At 60.5% G+C, this 14,771-nt stretch carries 17 protein-coding genes and 1 pseudogene; 11 read left to right on the top strand and 7 right to left on the bottom strand.

Going from position 1 to position 14,771, the window contains the following annotated elements; all coding sequences use genetic code 11:
- Positions 1 to 35: 35 nt before the first annotated feature.
- From Q8M42_RS17820 to Q8M42_RS17810, 3 genes are all read left to right on the top strand, one after another.
- On the top strand, positions 36 to 449 hold the full coding sequence (locus tag Q8M42_RS17820; protein ID WP_304871038.1) for a hypothetical protein: 414 nt from the start codon (positions 36 to 38) through the stop codon (positions 447 to 449).
- A gap of 267 nt (positions 450 to 716) precedes the next feature.
- The gene (locus tag Q8M42_RS17815) at positions 717 to 1,298 is read left to right on the top strand and encodes a DJ-1/PfpI family protein (protein WP_304871036.1); all 582 of its coding nucleotides are present in this window, start codon (positions 717 to 719) and stop codon (positions 1,296 to 1,298) included.
- Between the two features lie 124 nt (positions 1,299 to 1,422).
- Positions 1,423 to 1,725 (top strand): ribbon-helix-helix domain-containing protein, encoded by a 303-nt coding sequence (locus tag Q8M42_RS17810; protein WP_304871034.1) that lies wholly within the window; start codon positions 1,423 to 1,425, stop codon positions 1,723 to 1,725.
- Here Q8M42_RS17810 and Q8M42_RS17805 read toward each other — a convergent pair.
- Together Q8M42_RS17805 and Q8M42_RS17800 are read right to left on the bottom strand one after the other, a co-directional pair.
- Complete coding sequence (locus Q8M42_RS17805) at positions 1,722 to 2,732, bottom strand: DUF4917 family protein (protein WP_304871032.1); 1,011 nt, start codon at positions 2,730 to 2,732, stop codon at positions 1,722 to 1,724. The genes Q8M42_RS17810 and Q8M42_RS17805 overlap by 4 nt on opposite strands.
- Before the next feature lie 26 nt (positions 2,733 to 2,758).
- Positions 2,759 to 3,664, bottom strand: a complete 906-nt coding sequence (locus Q8M42_RS17800; RefSeq protein WP_304871030.1) for a DMT family transporter — start codon at positions 3,662 to 3,664, stop codon at positions 2,759 to 2,761.
- Positions 3,665 to 3,746: 82 nt separating this feature from the next.
- Here Q8M42_RS17800 and Q8M42_RS17795 point away from each other — a divergent pair, with 82 nt between their 5' ends.
- The 4 genes and pseudogenes from Q8M42_RS17795 to Q8M42_RS17780 all read left to right on the top strand — a co-directional run bounded on the left by Q8M42_RS17795 (position 3,747) and on the right by Q8M42_RS17780 (position 5,529).
- Positions 3,747 to 4,259 (top strand): MarR family winged helix-turn-helix transcriptional regulator, encoded by a 513-nt coding sequence (locus Q8M42_RS17795; protein ID WP_304871028.1) that lies wholly within the window; start codon positions 3,747 to 3,749, stop codon positions 4,257 to 4,259.
- 53 nt (positions 4,260 to 4,312) lie between these two features.
- Positions 4,313 to 4,654 carry an FKBP-type peptidyl-prolyl cis-trans isomerase gene (locus tag Q8M42_RS17790; RefSeq protein WP_304871026.1) on the top strand — a complete coding sequence of 114 codons (342 nt, stop codon included), beginning with the start codon at positions 4,313 to 4,315 and terminating at the stop codon, positions 4,652 to 4,654.
- 110 nt (positions 4,655 to 4,764) lie between these two features.
- A complete protein-coding gene (locus tag Q8M42_RS17785) occupies positions 4,765 to 4,935 on the top strand; it encodes a YhfG family protein (protein WP_304871024.1) in 171 nt (56 codons plus the stop codon).
- Positions 4,935 to 5,529: pseudogene (locus tag Q8M42_RS17780) on the top strand (Fic/DOC family protein). Before Q8M42_RS17785 ends, Q8M42_RS17780 begins: the two are co-directional and overlap by 1 nt.
- A gap of 55 nt (positions 5,530 to 5,584) precedes the next feature.
- On the opposite strand, the gene Q8M42_RS17775 reads toward Q8M42_RS17780, so the two are convergent.
- The 4 genes from Q8M42_RS17775 to Q8M42_RS17760 form a co-directional block, all read right to left on the bottom strand.
- A complete protein-coding gene (locus Q8M42_RS17775) occupies positions 5,585 to 6,238 on the bottom strand; it encodes a TIGR04211 family SH3 domain-containing protein (protein ID WP_370692763.1) in 654 nt (217 codons plus the stop codon).
- Positions 6,239 to 6,470: 232 nt separating this feature from the next.
- Positions 6,471 to 6,866 carry a diacylglycerol kinase gene (locus tag Q8M42_RS17770; protein ID WP_304871022.1) on the bottom strand — a complete coding sequence of 132 codons (396 nt, stop codon included), beginning with the start codon at positions 6,864 to 6,866 and terminating at the stop codon, positions 6,471 to 6,473.
- Positions 6,867 to 7,017: 151 nt separating this feature from the next.
- Positions 7,018 to 8,310, bottom strand: a complete 1,293-nt coding sequence (locus Q8M42_RS17765) for a HAMP domain-containing sensor histidine kinase (RefSeq protein WP_304871020.1) — start codon at positions 8,308 to 8,310, stop codon at positions 7,018 to 7,020.
- Positions 8,300 to 8,983: a response regulator transcription factor gene (locus Q8M42_RS17760; RefSeq protein ID WP_304871019.1), complete on the bottom strand. Its 684-nt coding sequence runs from the start codon at positions 8,981 to 8,983 to the stop codon at positions 8,300 to 8,302. Before Q8M42_RS17760 ends, Q8M42_RS17765 begins: the two co-directional genes overlap by 11 nt.
- Before the next feature lie 106 nt (positions 8,984 to 9,089).
- On the opposite strand from Q8M42_RS17760, the gene Q8M42_RS17755 reads away from it, so the two are divergent.
- From Q8M42_RS17755 to Q8M42_RS17740, 4 genes are all read left to right on the top strand, one after another.
- Entirely contained in the window at positions 9,090 to 11,051 is a 1,962-nt protein-coding gene (locus Q8M42_RS17755; protein WP_304871018.1) for an LTA synthase family protein, read from the top strand.
- A gap of 51 nt (positions 11,052 to 11,102) precedes the next feature.
- Positions 11,103 to 11,855 (top strand): phosphatase PAP2 family protein, encoded by a 753-nt coding sequence (locus Q8M42_RS17750; RefSeq protein ID WP_304871017.1) that lies wholly within the window; start codon positions 11,103 to 11,105, stop codon positions 11,853 to 11,855.
- On the top strand, positions 11,848 to 12,528 hold the full coding sequence (locus Q8M42_RS17745) for a dual specificity protein phosphatase family protein (protein WP_304871016.1): 681 nt from the start codon (positions 11,848 to 11,850) through the stop codon (positions 12,526 to 12,528). The genes Q8M42_RS17750 and Q8M42_RS17745 overlap by 8 nt, the downstream gene beginning before the upstream one ends.
- Before the next feature lie 121 nt (positions 12,529 to 12,649).
- Complete coding sequence (locus tag Q8M42_RS17740; protein WP_304871095.1) at positions 12,650 to 12,928, top strand: hypothetical protein; 279 nt, start codon at positions 12,650 to 12,652, stop codon at positions 12,926 to 12,928.
- A 57-nt stretch (positions 12,929 to 12,985) separates the two neighbouring features.
- Here the strand turns inward: Q8M42_RS17740 and Q8M42_RS17735 are convergent, their stop codons facing one another.
- Positions 12,986 to 14,509 carry a fumarate hydratase gene (locus Q8M42_RS17735; RefSeq protein WP_305285069.1) on the bottom strand — a complete coding sequence of 508 codons (1,524 nt, stop codon included), beginning with the start codon at positions 14,507 to 14,509 and terminating at the stop codon, positions 12,986 to 12,988.
- Positions 14,510 to 14,771: the final 262 nt, after the last annotated feature.

Genomic DNA, 14,771 nt, shown 5'->3' with positions numbered 1-14,771 from the left:
CCCTGACCTTAAACGCCAAACGCTCGGAGATAGTTATGCCCCCTATGGATACTGAGCAACAACTGGCGGCCCGTCTGGCCATCCTGGAAAACCCTGAAGCGCAGGACTGCACGGTATACCGCGCGGATGATCAGGACCCGGAAGCCGAGGAAGTGGATCTGGGTGATGCCAAGGTGCTGTTCTGCGGCCCGTTTGAGGCGCCTGCTGACTGGGATGCGGCAGAACGTGAAGATTACTTCGGCGACAGCGCGCCTGAGCTGTTCGTCAATGCGCGCATCGAGTGCGAGGCCAAGCCAGGCTCCACGAGCCATTTCACTGTGGATATCGGTGACTACGTGGCGGCCCAGCCCGGTCTTGGCGAAGTGGTGATGTTTTACGTGCACGACTACCTGGAAGATGACAGCGGCTGCACCTATGTGCTGCTGCGTGATGAGGAGGTGCTGGAATAATTCAGCCTTTCCGTACCGCTTTGGTATGCGTGACGCGCGCAGGTAGGTTGGTGTTGAGCGCAGCGAAGCCCAACGAGCAGAGGCATGCCTAGTTGGGCTTCGTCGCTTTGCTCCTCAGCGGAACGCCGCCCGACCCAACCTACTCGCTTTGCCCATTTTTCCGCTGACCGTCTATCCATCGTTTGCCCTGTAGTACCGGGTTATTACCCGCACCGGGCGGATCGGGATAACACTCTGTGCTTCTCAATCAATAAAGGGAGCAAGCACATGGCCGCGAAAAAGATTCTCATGCTGGTCGGCGACTACGTCGAAGACTACGAAGTGATGGTGCCGTTTCAGGCGCTGCTGATGGTCGGTCATCAGGTGCATGCTGTGTGCCCAGACAAGACCGCCGGGCAAAGCGTACGCACTGCCATCCACGATTTTGAAGGCGAGCAGACTTACAGCGAAAAGCCGGGGCATAACTTTGCCCTGAATTTCGACTTTGCCCAGGTCAAGGCCGACGCCTACGACGCCTTGGTAATTCCAGGTGGTCGTGCGCCGGAGTACCTGCGCCTCAACGCTCAGGTGCTGGCGCTGGTGCAGGCCTTCGACAAAGCTGGCAAGCCGATTGCGGCGGTCTGTCATGGCGCGCAATTGCTCGCTGCTGCGGGCGTGCTTAAAGGTCGTGAGTGCAGCGCCTATCCGGCCTGCGGCCCGGAAGTAACCCTGGCAGGCGGGCGCTATATCGATATCGCCGTGGACCAGGCCCATGTGCAAGGCAATCTGGTCACCGCCCCGGCCTGGCCGGCGCACCCCAACTGGCTGGCGGCGTTCCTCGGCCTGCTGGGTACGCAGATCACGCTATAAATATCTGGGTAAGCCCTTAGCCCGGATGAAATCCGGGGAGCGCCTGCAGTGAGGGTCCCGGATTGCATCCGGGCTACGCATGTATGAGGGCCTGCTTGCAGGCCTCTGTCGTCGAGGAGCCGCCATGTGCGAGCTGTATGTCAAAGCCGATCCGATTCTCTACGAGTCGCGCGCCCGCTCGCTGCGCATCCGTGGCGTGGTCACCACCCTGCGCCTGGAAAACCAGTTCTGGGACATCCTGCGCGAGATCGCCGAAGTCGATGGCATGACCACCAATCAGCTGATTACCAAGCTGTATGACGAGGTCATGGACTACCGTGGCGAGGTGGTGAACTTCGCGTCTTTTCTGCGCGTCAGTTGTACCCGCTATCTCAGCCAGCGCCGTGCGCCGGCTGAGCTCGCCTTGGTGCGCGCGATCCAGTCTTAAGCTGTAGCTGAGATGCGCAGTGCCGGGTCACCCAGCGGATGGCTTAGCGCATCGAAGAAACGCAGCTCGACATTCAGCTCGGCGAACAGGCTGGCGTAGTGCTGCTTCTGCTGCGTGATAAACAGCGGGTTGTGCGGGTAGATCGAGATCGCCAGGGTCTTCAGTTCGGCTTGCTGTAAGGCCAGGATCAGGTGCTGGTCCTGCGCGGCCAGGCTGTGGCCAAAGATGCACAGCTTGTCCTTGGGCTGTGCCAGCTGGCTGTAGCAGAATGACAGGTAGTCGGAACTGCGGATGGCCTTGAGCTTGTCCGCGCTGCTGCCTTCGTTGACGAACAGCGGAATATCGCCCAGCTGGTTGATGGCGAAACTGGCCAGCAGGGTGCTTTCCGACGAATTGAGAATGCGCGTGCTGCCGTCGATGTTCTTCACCAGGTGCATACCGCCGTGCAGGTAGAGCATGCGCGTGGCATTGCCCTGGCGCTGGCAGTCGCCGGGGGCGAAGGTTGAATCCGCACCCCTGAACATATCCTCAAACGCCTCTGGGGCCTGCATCACCGCCCAGTAGTTGAGCAGGTCGTAATTGCCGGAATACACCGTCTGGTACTGGCTAAGCGCGCTGTTGATCCGCGCCAGGCTGGCGGCCTGCATTTGGCTCCAGGGAATGTGCACCGCGCGTACGGCGTGGATCAGCGCTTCCTTGATGGCGAAGTAGCGATGGCGCGGTGACGAGGAGTTGATGGTCAGGGCGGCATTAACCCGAATGCTGTTTTTCAGGGCACTGAGCACCTGCTCGAAGTTGCTGGTATCCAGCGCGCGGAACACACTCAGCTCGGTTGGGCTGAGCGGGCGATTACGGGTGGTCTGCGCCTCGTCAAACAGCGAGAAGTAAGCGAACTTACGCCATACCGCGAGGCTCGCGCCGTTGCCTATCAACAGCTCGGGGAAGCCGATGCTGCTGTTCAGGGTGTTCCAGTCTTCCAGTTCGCCAGTAAATGCCGGGGTTTGCATGGTCGCTAGTTGTCGTCTTGGCCGTATCAGGGCGCGACTTTAACATGGGGCGCGGCAACTGCCGGTTTCGCCGCTGCGGCCCATTGCACCGCCAGGATGCTGCCCAGCACCGCAATCAAGCCCAGCAGCGCTACGCCGGTGATGCTCTGCCCGAGCAATGCCCAGCCCAGCAGCACCGCCACCAGCGGGCTAAGCAAGCCCAGGGAAGACACCGCCACCGGCGCCAAGCGAGCGATGCCGCGAAACCACAGCACATAGGCCAACAGCGCGCCGAACAGCGACAGGTAGGTATAACCCAGCCACTGTAACGGGCTAAGTTGCGGCAGCGGTGGGTCGATCAGCCAGGCCACCGGCAGCAGGAACAGCCCGCCAATCAGCAACTGCCAGCCAGTAAAGGCCAGCAACGGCACAGTCGGCCGCCAGCGTCGCGTCAGGTAAGTGCCGCTGGCCATACAGGCGGTGCCGACAAAAGCGGCGGCAATCCCTATCGCGTCCCAGCTGGCGTCGGGCGCCAGCAGCAGGGCAGCCATTCCGGCGATACCCACTACGCTGGCGGCGACTGCCACAGACGCCGGGCGCTGCTGATCCATCGACCACAACAGCCCCATCACCAGCAACGGCTGAATCGCCCCGACCACCGCAGCCAAGCCGCCCGGCAAGCGGTACGCGGCGACAAACAGCAGCGCCTGGAAGAAACCAATATTCAGCGCGGCTAGAACCAGCAAGCGCGGCCACTCGTTACGTTTAGGCAGGCAGCGGCTGTACAGCACCAGGAGCAACCCGGCGGGCAGGGCGCGTAACAGTGCGGCGGTAAATGGCCGATCCGGTGGCAGAATTTCAGTGGTCACAATATAGGTCGAGCCCCATATGGCCGGCGCCATGGCGGTGATCAACACATCCAGCCAGGTGCTACGCGATGCTGAGCTATCCATGCATTTGTCTCGCATTCAAGATAAAATGCGAGGCTAATAGCAACTTATCTTGAGTTCAAGATAAATTTCCAGGGGTAAGCCAATGGCAGTCCAGCGACAGATGGATGCGGTCGATGCAATTCTTCAGCAGTGGCACCGTGAACGGCCCGATCTGGATGTCAGCCCAATGGGGGTGATCGGCCGGCTTGGGCGCTGCTCGGCGTTACTGCGACGTGAGCTGGATAAGGTGTTCAATATATTCGGTATGACCGCCTGGGAGTTTGATGTGCTGGCCACCTTGCGGCGTGCTGGCGAGCCCTTCTGCCTGGCTCCGACTACCCTGTTCTCAACCCTGATGATTACCTCGGGCACCATGACCCGACAGTTGCAGCAGCTCGAGGCATCAGGTTGGGTCAGCCGTTTGGCCAATCCCAGCGATGCGCGCAGCATGCTGGTGCAGTTAACGCCGGTGGGGCTGGAGCTGATTGATCGCGCGGTAACCGCGCATGTGCACAACGAGGCGAGGATTCTGGCCCCGATTGCTGCAGCGGAGTTGGCGCAACTGGATGCGCGGCTATCTGAGTTGTTGGCGGTACTCGAACCAGCAACTGAGTGACTTTCCTGCAAGCCCGGCCGCAAGTAGGCTTGGCGACTATGACGAGGTGAGTAATGAGCAACGAATTGGTGATCGAAGATATTCAACTGGGTGACGGCAAGGAAGTGGTCAAAGGTGCGCTGATCACCACCCAGTACCACGGATTCCTCGAAGATGGCAGCACGTTCGACTCCTCCTATGCTCGCGGCAAAGCCTTCCAGTGCGTGATCGGCACCGGTCGCGTGATCAAGGGCTGGGACCAGGGCCTGATGGGCATGAAAGTCGGCGGCAAGCGCAAACTCTTTGTGCCGTCACACCTGGGCTATGGCGAACGCCAGTTCGGTGCGCATATCAAACCGCACTCCAACCTGATCTTCGAGATTGAGCTGCTGGAAGTGCTGACGCGGGATGATTGAGGCGAGGTCGCTGCTTTCGAGCAATGCCGTCACTGAATAGGATGGGGAATAGGCCACTTTAAGGAGATCAGCTACACTCCACTGGCTAACGCAATGTGAGGTTCAACCCAATGAGTACCATCAGCCTTGAGGCCAAGAAGGCCTATGCGGCCAGGACGCGCAAATCAAACTATTTGGCCAGCCTGCGTCTAGAAGGCTTCAAAACGACCCTCTCAGACAGTGAACGCAAGCTGCCTTCCCGTGAAGAAATCTTGAAAGCTTTTATTAAGCCCAGTGCGTAATGTCTGACAAATATGGAGTCGGCCAAGACTCCTACTGTTATCCGGGTTCTACTGTCCTCCGTAACAAACTCGATATCCATGACGATGTAACCCTGAGCGAAGTTGAGCGTCAGCTTTCTGCCATTGCGGCAGATAACGTCGATTTCAGTCTTCCCCCATACAACTTGGCTTATCTCCAGAGTATTCATCGCACCCTGTTCTCGGATTTATATGAGTGGGCTGGGGAACTGCGGACAGTTGGAATATCGAAGCAAAACACACGCTTTTGCCAGCCGGAATACATGGAGAGGGAGGCCGAGAAGATCTTCAAGGTCATGGAGGCGGCAAATTGGTTTGAAGGGAAAGGGCGGATCTGATAGTGCAGTCGCAGAGGCTTACTCCGATCTCAACGTGGTACACCCCTTCCGTGAAGGCAATGGCCGCACGCAGCGGATTCTTTTTGAGCACCTCATCATGAACGCTGGGTTTGAAATCAGTTGGTGGGGAATCGAGGAAGACGAGTGGATTTGCGCGAATATTGCTGCTTACAACTGCAACCTCGGGCTCATGGAGCAAGTTTTCGAGAAGTGTATTGGTCTGCCGATTCAGCCTTAATTTAGACGATCACAATTAGATCGCCCGCCTGCCAGGGCAGGCGGAATTCAACGCTTCAAACCCACTGATCATTCCTCTTCCGCCTTACCCGCAGCATGGTCGGCAGAATTAACCCAGCAAGCAGTCCGCCACCGGCAATGCCGCCGCCGTAGGCCATATAGCGCATCAGCACGTGCTGGTTTTCTTCGCCCAATTGCGCTTGCAGCTCGCGTAGCTCGGAATTGGCCCGGCTTAACTCTATGTCCAGGGTTGAGCGGGCGGTTTGCAGTTCGTCGATCAGGGTTTTGCGCGAATCGAGGGTTTCCTGCATGCCTTGCACGCGGGCTTTCCAGGTGTCGTTGATGCCGTCTAGCTCGGCGCTCAGATCCGCCACTTTTTGTTCCAGCTGCGGCAGATGCTCGGCCTGGCCGGGAACGTCCTGCAGGTCGCGGTTGGCAATCCATACCGCACTGCCGTTGTCGCCACGCACCTGGCTGTAATCGCCGGAGGTTTGCAGCAGGGTGACTTTCTGCCCGGAGACCAGGGTGCCGACGATGCGGTAGCCCTCGGTTGGGCCACTGCGTACATAAGTATTCAGGCTGTCGCTGACCCAGCGGTTGTTGCTGGCATTGTCTTCGGCTTGGGTGCTAGCGCTTGCCAGCAGGCAGGCCGCGAACGCCAGGTTGTGTAGAGTGGTAAAGGTGGCGGGGCGATGGCGGAATAGGGGCATGGGGCAATCTTCACATGGCGATTAAACGAAACCCTCAGGCGGGTGCGATAAATGCCGGCCAGGCGCATGGCCGTGAGTAGTTAGGCGGTCGGGATGCAGCTGCCCGCTGGGCAAATGGCCATGCAATCCGCCCGCAGGGCCGACAGCACACTGACACCCGGCGGGCGTGGGGAGTTCACTTGCGCGGGCTGACGATGCCTGGTTGGCCACACTCGTGTCTGGTTGTTGTCGCTTATAAAAGGATCAGCCCCCAGGTCAGGCCGATCAGCAGCAGGGCAATAAACTGCGCTGCGCTGCCCATGTCCTTGGCTTGTTTGGACAGTGGGTGGAGGCTGAGGGAGATGCGGTCTACGGTGGCTTCGATGGCAGAGTTAAGCAGCTCGACGATCAGTGATAGCAGCGGTACGAGCATGAGTAGCAGGCGCTCACTGCGTGTGACGTCGACCAGGCATGCCAGCGGAAGCAGCACGACATTGAGTAGCAGCAACTGGCGGAACGCCGCCTCGCCGCGATAGGCCGCCTGTAAGCCCATTAGCGAATAACCGCCGGCGTCGAGAATGCGCCGCAGCCCGCGGCGACCTTTAAACGAGAGGGCGTCGGTTGTCTCATTTATTGGTTTGCCGTTCATGCTGGCTGCACTCGCTGTGTGGGCTGTGCATGGCGTTGTTGGCAGCAGGCCGGGCAGGGGCAAGAAACGAAGATGGGGAGTAGGGGCATGGTAGAGCGTCCGGTTGAGAGGGTACGCTCACCACACTAGAGGGCTGGACATCAACTGCGCGTCAAACGGATGTGAAAATTTCGTCAGTGGGCTGGTTAAACTTCACCGTAAAACAGGTGCCGCCAGCCGGTGGGTTGTGTACCGAGATGTGCCAGCCCTGTTTGGCACAAATACGTTTGACCAGCGACAGCCCCAGCCCCAGCCCTTCACCGCGGGCCTGGGTGCCGCGTACAAAGGGCTGAAAAATCTGCTCGTGCTGTTCCACCGGAATGCCTGTACCGCTGTCCTCAACGCGAAAGCCGTCTTTCTCCAGTATCAGGCGTACAAAGCCGTGCTCGGTGTAGTGCAGCGCATTGCGCAACAGGTTGGCCAGTACGCTACTGAGAAAGGTCGGGTTGTAGAGGCCATTGTCGGCTGCTGCCTCGATGTACTGGAAGTCGAGGCCTTTGTCTCTGATCATCGCGCCCCAGCGCTCGGCCTGTTCGGTTGCGGCACAGGCCAGGCTGTATTGCGCCACCGGCGCGCTCTGATTGGCGCTGCCACGGGCCAATTGCAGGAAGGTTTGCACCAGTTCGCGCATCTCCTCGCTGGCTCTGCCGATGCGGGCAATCTGCTCGCGCTGTCGAGGCTCCAGGCAGGTTTCGGCCAGCAGCTCACAGGAGCTGGCGATGACCATCAGCGGGGTGCGCAGCTCATGGCTGACGTCACTGGTAAACATGCGCTCGCGCTCCAATGACTGACGCACCTGGCCCAGGGTGCTGTCGAAGGCGGCCGCCAGTTGGCCGACCTCGTCGTCGGGGTAGTCCGGTGCCAGCGGCGGGGCCAGGGCATGCAGCTGGTCACGGTGGCGTACCTGGTGGGCCAGCCGGCTAAGCGGGGCCATGACCTTGCGCGCCATCACCAGCCCCAGCGCCCAGGCGACCACCACGGTCAGCAGAAAACCGGCCAGCACCACATTGAACAGCGCCTGTTCGCGGGCCTCGAATTCATGTTGCTCCTGCACCAGCAGGTAGGTCTGGTTGTTGACCTCCTGCACGTAGACATAGAACGCCTGGTCACCCTCCACCACTTCGTTGAAGCCTTCGTCCAGACCGGCGAACTGCTGAGGTATGGCGTATTGCGCCAGGTTGGAGGCAAAGAACCGCGTACTGGCGTCCAGGCGTGGGCTGACGCCATGTTTGAGGTCTTCGTGCAGCACGGTGCTGAGTTCGCGCTTGAGCTCCTCGGAAACCAGGTGTTCTTCTATCAGGTGTACCACCGCCACGATGCTCAGGGAAAACACTCCGCTGACCAGAACGGTCATCAGCACGAAGGCGATCAGGATGCGTCGGGCGAAGGGCTGTTTAGTCGGCATTGGCAGGCTCCGCGAGGCGATAGCCGACACCATGCAGGGTATGCAGCAGCGGTGTGGCGAAGGGTTTGTCCAGCACCTGGCGTAGCTGGTGGATATGGCTGCGCAGGCTGTCGCTGTCGGGGCAGTCATCGCCCCACAGCGCCTCCTCCAGGGCTTCACGGCGCACCACGGCAGGGCTCTTCTGCATCAAAACGGCCAACAGCTTGAGGCCGATGGGGTTGAGCTTGAGCGCTTGGCCGGCGCGGCTGACATCTAGGGTGTCGAGGTCATAGCGCAGGTCGGCTACGTGTAGCTGGCGCGTACGGCTGCCCTGACTGCGCCGCAGGATGGCCTGGATACGCGCGACCAGTTCGGAGAGGGCAAAGGGTTTGATCAGGTAATCGTCGGCGCCGACCTGCAGGCCTTGCAGGCGATCATCCAGAGCATCGCGGGCGGTCAGCATGAGTATCGGCACCTCATTGCGGCCATCCTCGCGTAGGCGTCTACAGACCTGATAGCCGTCAATGCCCGGCAGCATGATGTCCAGCACGATCAGGTCGTAATGGCCGCTGCTGGCCAGGTGCAGACCGCTCAAGCCATCCTGGGCGCAATCGACGGTAAAGCCCTTGAGCTGCAGGTAGTCGAGCACATTGGCCAGGATGTCGCGGTTGTCTTCGATGACCAGAATACGCATGGGCTGATCTTTCCTCTGGATTTGACGTTTTTTTCACATCGCGTTGACAAGCGCCTCACAGATGCAATCGCACACTGTGGCACGTTCATCCAAGCAGGATCATACGATGCCTCAGCTCCATTACGCGCAACTTCGTTACCTGTCGATCATCGCCCTGAGCTGGCTGGCGGTGTTTTTTCTGACCCGCAGCGTGCTGCTGCTCAGCCACCTGGGTGATGCCAATGTCAGTGCACTGCAACTGCTTGGCGTGTATGGGGTGGGCCTGGTGTATGACCTGAGTTTTCTGCTCTACGCCCTGCTGCCCATGGCGGTGTATCTGTTGTTGTGTCCGCGCCGCCTCTGGCAACAGCACTGGCATAAGCAGCTGTTGCTTGGCGTGGTTGCAGTCAGCCTGTTTGTCATGCTGTTCACGGCCGTGGCCGAGTGGCTGTTCTGGGATGAATTCGGCGTGCGCTTCAACTTTATCGCCGTGGATTATCTGGTGTACTCCAAAGAAGTCATCGACAACATTCTGGAGTCCTACCCGATCTACCCGTTGCTGGCAGGGTTGGCGATAGTCGCCATTGTCAGCACTGCGCTGTTGCGCAAAGCGCTGCTGGCGGCACTTGATGCACCACGCTTGCGGCCGGCAGTGGCACTGCTGAGTGTGCCGGGGGTATTGCTGCTGGCCGGTTTGAGCAGTGCCCTGGTGGGCCAGGATGCACCGCGTGGCACGGATGGCAACGCCTACCAGCGTGAGCTGGCGAGCAATGGCCCGTTTCAGTTCTTTGCCGCCTTTCGCAATAACGAGCTGGACTACCGGCAGTTCTTCGCCACCTTGCCTGACGCCGAGGTGGCCAGCCTGCTGCGCCAGGAGCTCAGTGAGCCGAATGCGCAGTTTATTGGCAGCGACCCGCTGGATATTCGCCGGCGCATTGACAACCCCGGCCAGCCCAAACGTTTGAATGTGGTGCTGGTGACCATCGAGAGCCTGAGCGCCAAGTACTTGGGCAGTTTCGGCGATAACCGTGGCCTGACCCCTAACCTGGATCAGCTACGCCCGCAGAGCCTGGCGTTCAGCAACTTCTACGCCACCGGTACGCGCACCGACCGTGGCCTGGAGGCCATCACTCTGTCTATGCCGCCGACCCCTGGGCGCTCCATCGTCAAGCGCATCGGCCGTGAGTCCGGTTACGCGAGCCTGGGCCAGCAGTTCAGCGCGCAGGGTTATGACAGCGTGTTTATCTACGGCGGTCGTGGCTATTTCGACAATATGAATGCCTTTTTTGGCGGTAATGGTTACCGCATCGTCGATCAGAGCAGCGTGCCTGAAGCCGAGATGCAGTTTCAGAACGCCTGGGGTATGTCCGATGAAGACATCTATAACCAGACCCTGAAAGTCGCCGATGCCGACCATGCCGCCGGTACGCCGTTCTTCCTGCAACTGATGACCACCTCCAACCATCGGCCCTATACCTATCCCGAAGGGCGTGTTGATATCCCTTCCGGTGACGGCCGCGAAGGCGCGGTGAAGTACACCGACCATGCGATTGGCCAGTTCCTCGCTCAGGCGCGCAGCAAACCCTGGTTCAAGGACACGCTGTTTGTCTTCGTTGCTGACCACACCGCAGGCAGCGCCGGTAAGGAAGACCTGCCGGTGGCCAACTACCACATCCCGCTGTTCATCTATGCCCCGGCGCATATCCAGCCTGGTGAGTTCAGGGATGTGGCCAGCCAGATCGACCTCGCGCCGACGCTGCTGGGCCTGCTCAATATCGACTATGTGTCAACGTTCTTCGGCCGCAATCTGCTGCGCGAAGACCGTGCGCCTGGTCGCGCGCTGGTAGGCAACTATCAGCACCTTGGGCTGTTCGACGGTGACAGTTTGGCGATTCTCAGCCCACGCCAGAACATGCGCCGCCATGACGATGCCCTGGGCCTGAGCCATGAGTCAGCGGTCGATACCGGCGATGCCCTGCTGCGCCGCGATATCGCCTATTACCAGGGCGCCAGCCATGCCTTCAAGAAACAGCTGATTGCCTGGCGCCCGGATGCTGCGCCAGGGGATGAGCGTGTGAGCAAGCGTTAATTTCCAACCCTGTCCAGGCACTGCGTGGCGGTGCCTTATTGGAGCCTTGTTATGACGGTTATCACACCGCCGGTCTCACGTTTTTTTGATTTCCGCCTCGGGCTGGGCATACCGCTGGCCCTGATGGCTTTGCTGCTGATGTTTGACCCCAGTGGGCTGGATTTCGCCCTGGCGCACCTGTTCTATGAGCCGGGCCAGGGGTTTATCGGCCGGCAGAGTTTCTGGCTGGAGGACATCCTGCATGATCGCGCCAAGCAGGCGGTGATCCTGTTTGGCGTGCTGGCCATCCTTGGCTTCGGCTCGAGCCTGTTGTTCCGGCGTTGGCATGCCTGGCGCCGGCCGCTGGGCTTTGTGGTGCTGGCCCTGGGCCTGTCGACCAGCATCGTTACGCCGTTGAAAAGCCTGACCGCCGTGCATTGCCCCTGGAGCCTCAGCGAGTTTGGCGGCAGCGAAACCTTCACGCCGCTGTTGAGCCCCCGTGCACCCACTGAAAACCCTGGCCGTTGCTGGCCGGGTGGTCATGCGTCATCAGGCTTCTCGCTGCTGGCGCTGTTCTTTGCCTTGCGTGATCGCCGCCCTCGCGCGGCACGCCTGGCGCTGGTGTTGGCCTTGGGGCTGGGCGCGGTGTTGTCCCTCGGACGGATGATGCAGGGCGCGCACTTTCTTTCGCACAACCTGTGGACCTTACTGTTCGACTGGCTGATCTGCCTGCTCTGTTATCGCGGGCTGCTCTACCGTATGCCCGCGCCGCAGCCCGTCAGGCCGCTCGAGGCTGAGTTACTTGGAGGGGCGGCTGATGCGTAGCTTACTGCTGGTTGCGCGTATGGGCTTGGCGCTGCTGGTGCTGGCGGTCGCGCTGCTGGTATTGCCTATCAGCATGGCCTGGAGTGCGGTACAGACCGGGCCGGGGGTTAATTCCACTGCACGTCCACAGGCCTGGGCCCAACCGTTAGACCAAGGCCTGAATCTGTATCGCATGCAGCCTGATCTGTACCGCAGTGCCCTGCCCACCGCTGCGGCGCAGCCACTGATCAAGGCGTTGGGGGTTGCTACGGTGATCAATTTCTACCAGCGCACTGATGCAGCCTGGCTGCACGACCCACAGATACGCCAGGTTCACCTGCCTTTACGCACCGATAGGATCGACGACAGCGATGTGCTGGAGGCGCTACGCAACATCCGCCAGGCTCAGGCCCGTGGCCCGGTATTGATTCACTGCAAGCATGGGCAGAACCGCACAGGGCTGATCGCCGCGCTGTACCGCGTGGTCTATCAGGGCTGGAGCAAGCAGCAAGCCCTGGCGGAAATGCGTGGTGGCGGTTTTGGCGGCGAGCAGCGTATGGGCGATGCCGAACGCTACCTGGCTCAAGTTGATATCGCTCGCCTGCAAACAGCGCTCAGCAGTGGGGCGTGCAACACCAGTCCATGGGACTTGTGCATGGTTAAAGCTTGGTTCGCAGAGGGGCGCAACGGTTGAAATGACAGTCTCTTACCCCGCAACAGGTTGTCCACGCAGGGTTCGCCCTGACAGGTGGCTGCGCAGCGCCGCTATCGTCAGCGTATTGCTGCTCGGTGGCTGCCAAAGTACCCGCGAGCTGATGCAGGCCGAAGGCTATCCACCGGCGTTTATTGATGGTTTCGAGGCGGGCTGTAGCAGTGGTCGGCAGACTGCGGGGGGCTTGGATGGCTTTCGCAAGGACGTTCCTCGCTACCTGGCCATGCCGCTGTATGCGCAAGGCTGGGACGATGGTTTTCGCCAATGTCAGGCCACCCAGCAAAGCGCGCTTGAGCGCGAGTGGCATGACGACGACTGGCGCGACCGCGAGTGGCGCCGGCACGTTGATCAGACCATGGCGCAGGCGTTGCGGCGCAGGTAAGGCGGCTAAAACAACAAACCCGGCACGAGGCCGGGTTTGTTGGGGTTGCCGCAGGGCTTACTTGATCTCGACCGCCAGGCTGTCGTGGATCTTCTTGTTCCAGATCGCTGGACCGGTGATATGCACCGACTCGCCCTTGGTGTCGACTGCTACGGTGACGGGCATGTCTTTCACGTCGAACTCGTAGATGGCTTCCATACCCAGTTCGGCGAAGGCCACCACGCGCGACTTCTTGATCGCCTGGGCGACCAGATAAGCAGCGCCGCCAACGGCCATCAGGTACACGGCCTTGTTGTCCTTGATCGCTTCGATGGCAATCGGGCCGCGCTCGGATTTACCGATCATGCCCAGCAAGCCAGTGCTTTCGAGGATCTGCCGGGTGAACTTGTCCATCCGCGTGGCGGTGGTCGGGCCGGCTGGGCCGACGACTTCTTCGCGCACCGGGTCGACCGGGCCAACGTAATAGATAAAGCGGCCTTTGAGATCAACCGGCAGCTCTTCACCCTTGTTCAGCATGTCGACCATGCGCTTGTGCGCTGCGTCGCGGCCGGTGAGCATCTTGCCGTTGAGCAGCACGGTTTCGCCTGGTTTCCAGCTCTGTACGTCTTCCGGGGTCAGGGTGTCGAGATCGACACGACGTGCGCTTGGGCCGGCTTCCCAGACGATTTCCGGGTAGGCGGACAGGTCCGGTGCTTCCAGTTCGGCCGGGCCAGTGCCGTCGAGCACGAAGTGGGCGTGACGGGTGGCGGCGCAGTTGGGGATCATGCACACCGGCAAGGATGCGGCGTGGGTCGGGTAGTCCATGATCTTCACGTCGAGCACGGTGGTCAGGCCGCCCAGGCCCTGGGCGCCGATGCCCAGCTGGTTGACCTTGTCGAACAGCTCCAGACGCATCTCTTCGATCTTGTTCTGCGGGCCGCGGGCTTTCAGCTCATGGATGTCGATGTGCTCCATCAGCACTTCCTTGGCCATGACTGCGGCTTTCTCGGCGGTGCCGCCGATGCCGATGCCGAGCATGCCCGGTGGGCACCAGCCGGCGCCCATTTCCGGGACGGTCTTGAGTACCCAGTCGACGATGGAGTCGGACGGGTTGAGCATGGCCATCTTCGATTTGTTCTCGGAGCCGCCGCCTTTGGCTGCGACATCCACTTCCACCTTGTCGCCGGGGACGATGGAGTAGTGGATCACGGCCGGGGTGTTGTCCTTGGTGTTCTTCCGCGCGCCAGCTGGGTCGGCGAGGATCGAAGCACGCAGGACGTTTTCCGGCAGGTTGTAAGCGCGGCGCACGCCTTCGTTGATCATGTCGTCAACGCTCATGGTGGCGCCGGTCCAGCGTACGCCCATGCCGACGCGGATAAATACGGTGACGATGCCGGTGTCCTGGCAGATCGGCCGATGACCGGTGGCGCACATGCGCGAGTTGATCAGAATCTGCGCCATGGAGTCCTTGGCGGCCGGCGACTCTTCCTTTAGGTAGGCCTCGTGCATCGCCTGGATGAAGTCGACGGGGTGGTAATAGGAGATGAACTGCAGTGCGTCGGCGACGCTCTGAATCAGGTCGTCCTGCTTGATCACGGTCATTGGGGCGCTCCTCTATCAGGGAACATCAACAAGGAAGCGCCGGACAACGACCCGGCGCAACGGCGGAAGGGCAGCTCTGGAAATCACCTTGACGATATCTTCAGAGCCGCCCAAAAAGGCGCGGCAGTATACCGCACCCGCTCGCGTCGGGCACAGCAGCCGAAGGTCGATGGCAAGTGCAGTGGGCGGTTATCGGGCGCCGGCAAAGCGACCTCGGCTTTGGCTTGCTGCGTCGCTCTACCTCCTGCATCCATGCAGTCGT

Origin of the sequence: Pseudomonas sp. (assembly GCF_030684895.1) — a bacterium.
Taxonomy (GTDB): domain Bacteria; phylum Pseudomonadota; class Gammaproteobacteria; order Pseudomonadales; family Pseudomonadaceae; genus Aquipseudomonas.
The sequence above is the reverse complement of the archived record's forward strand: the minus strand, read 5'-3'. Positions and strand labels throughout refer to the sequence as shown.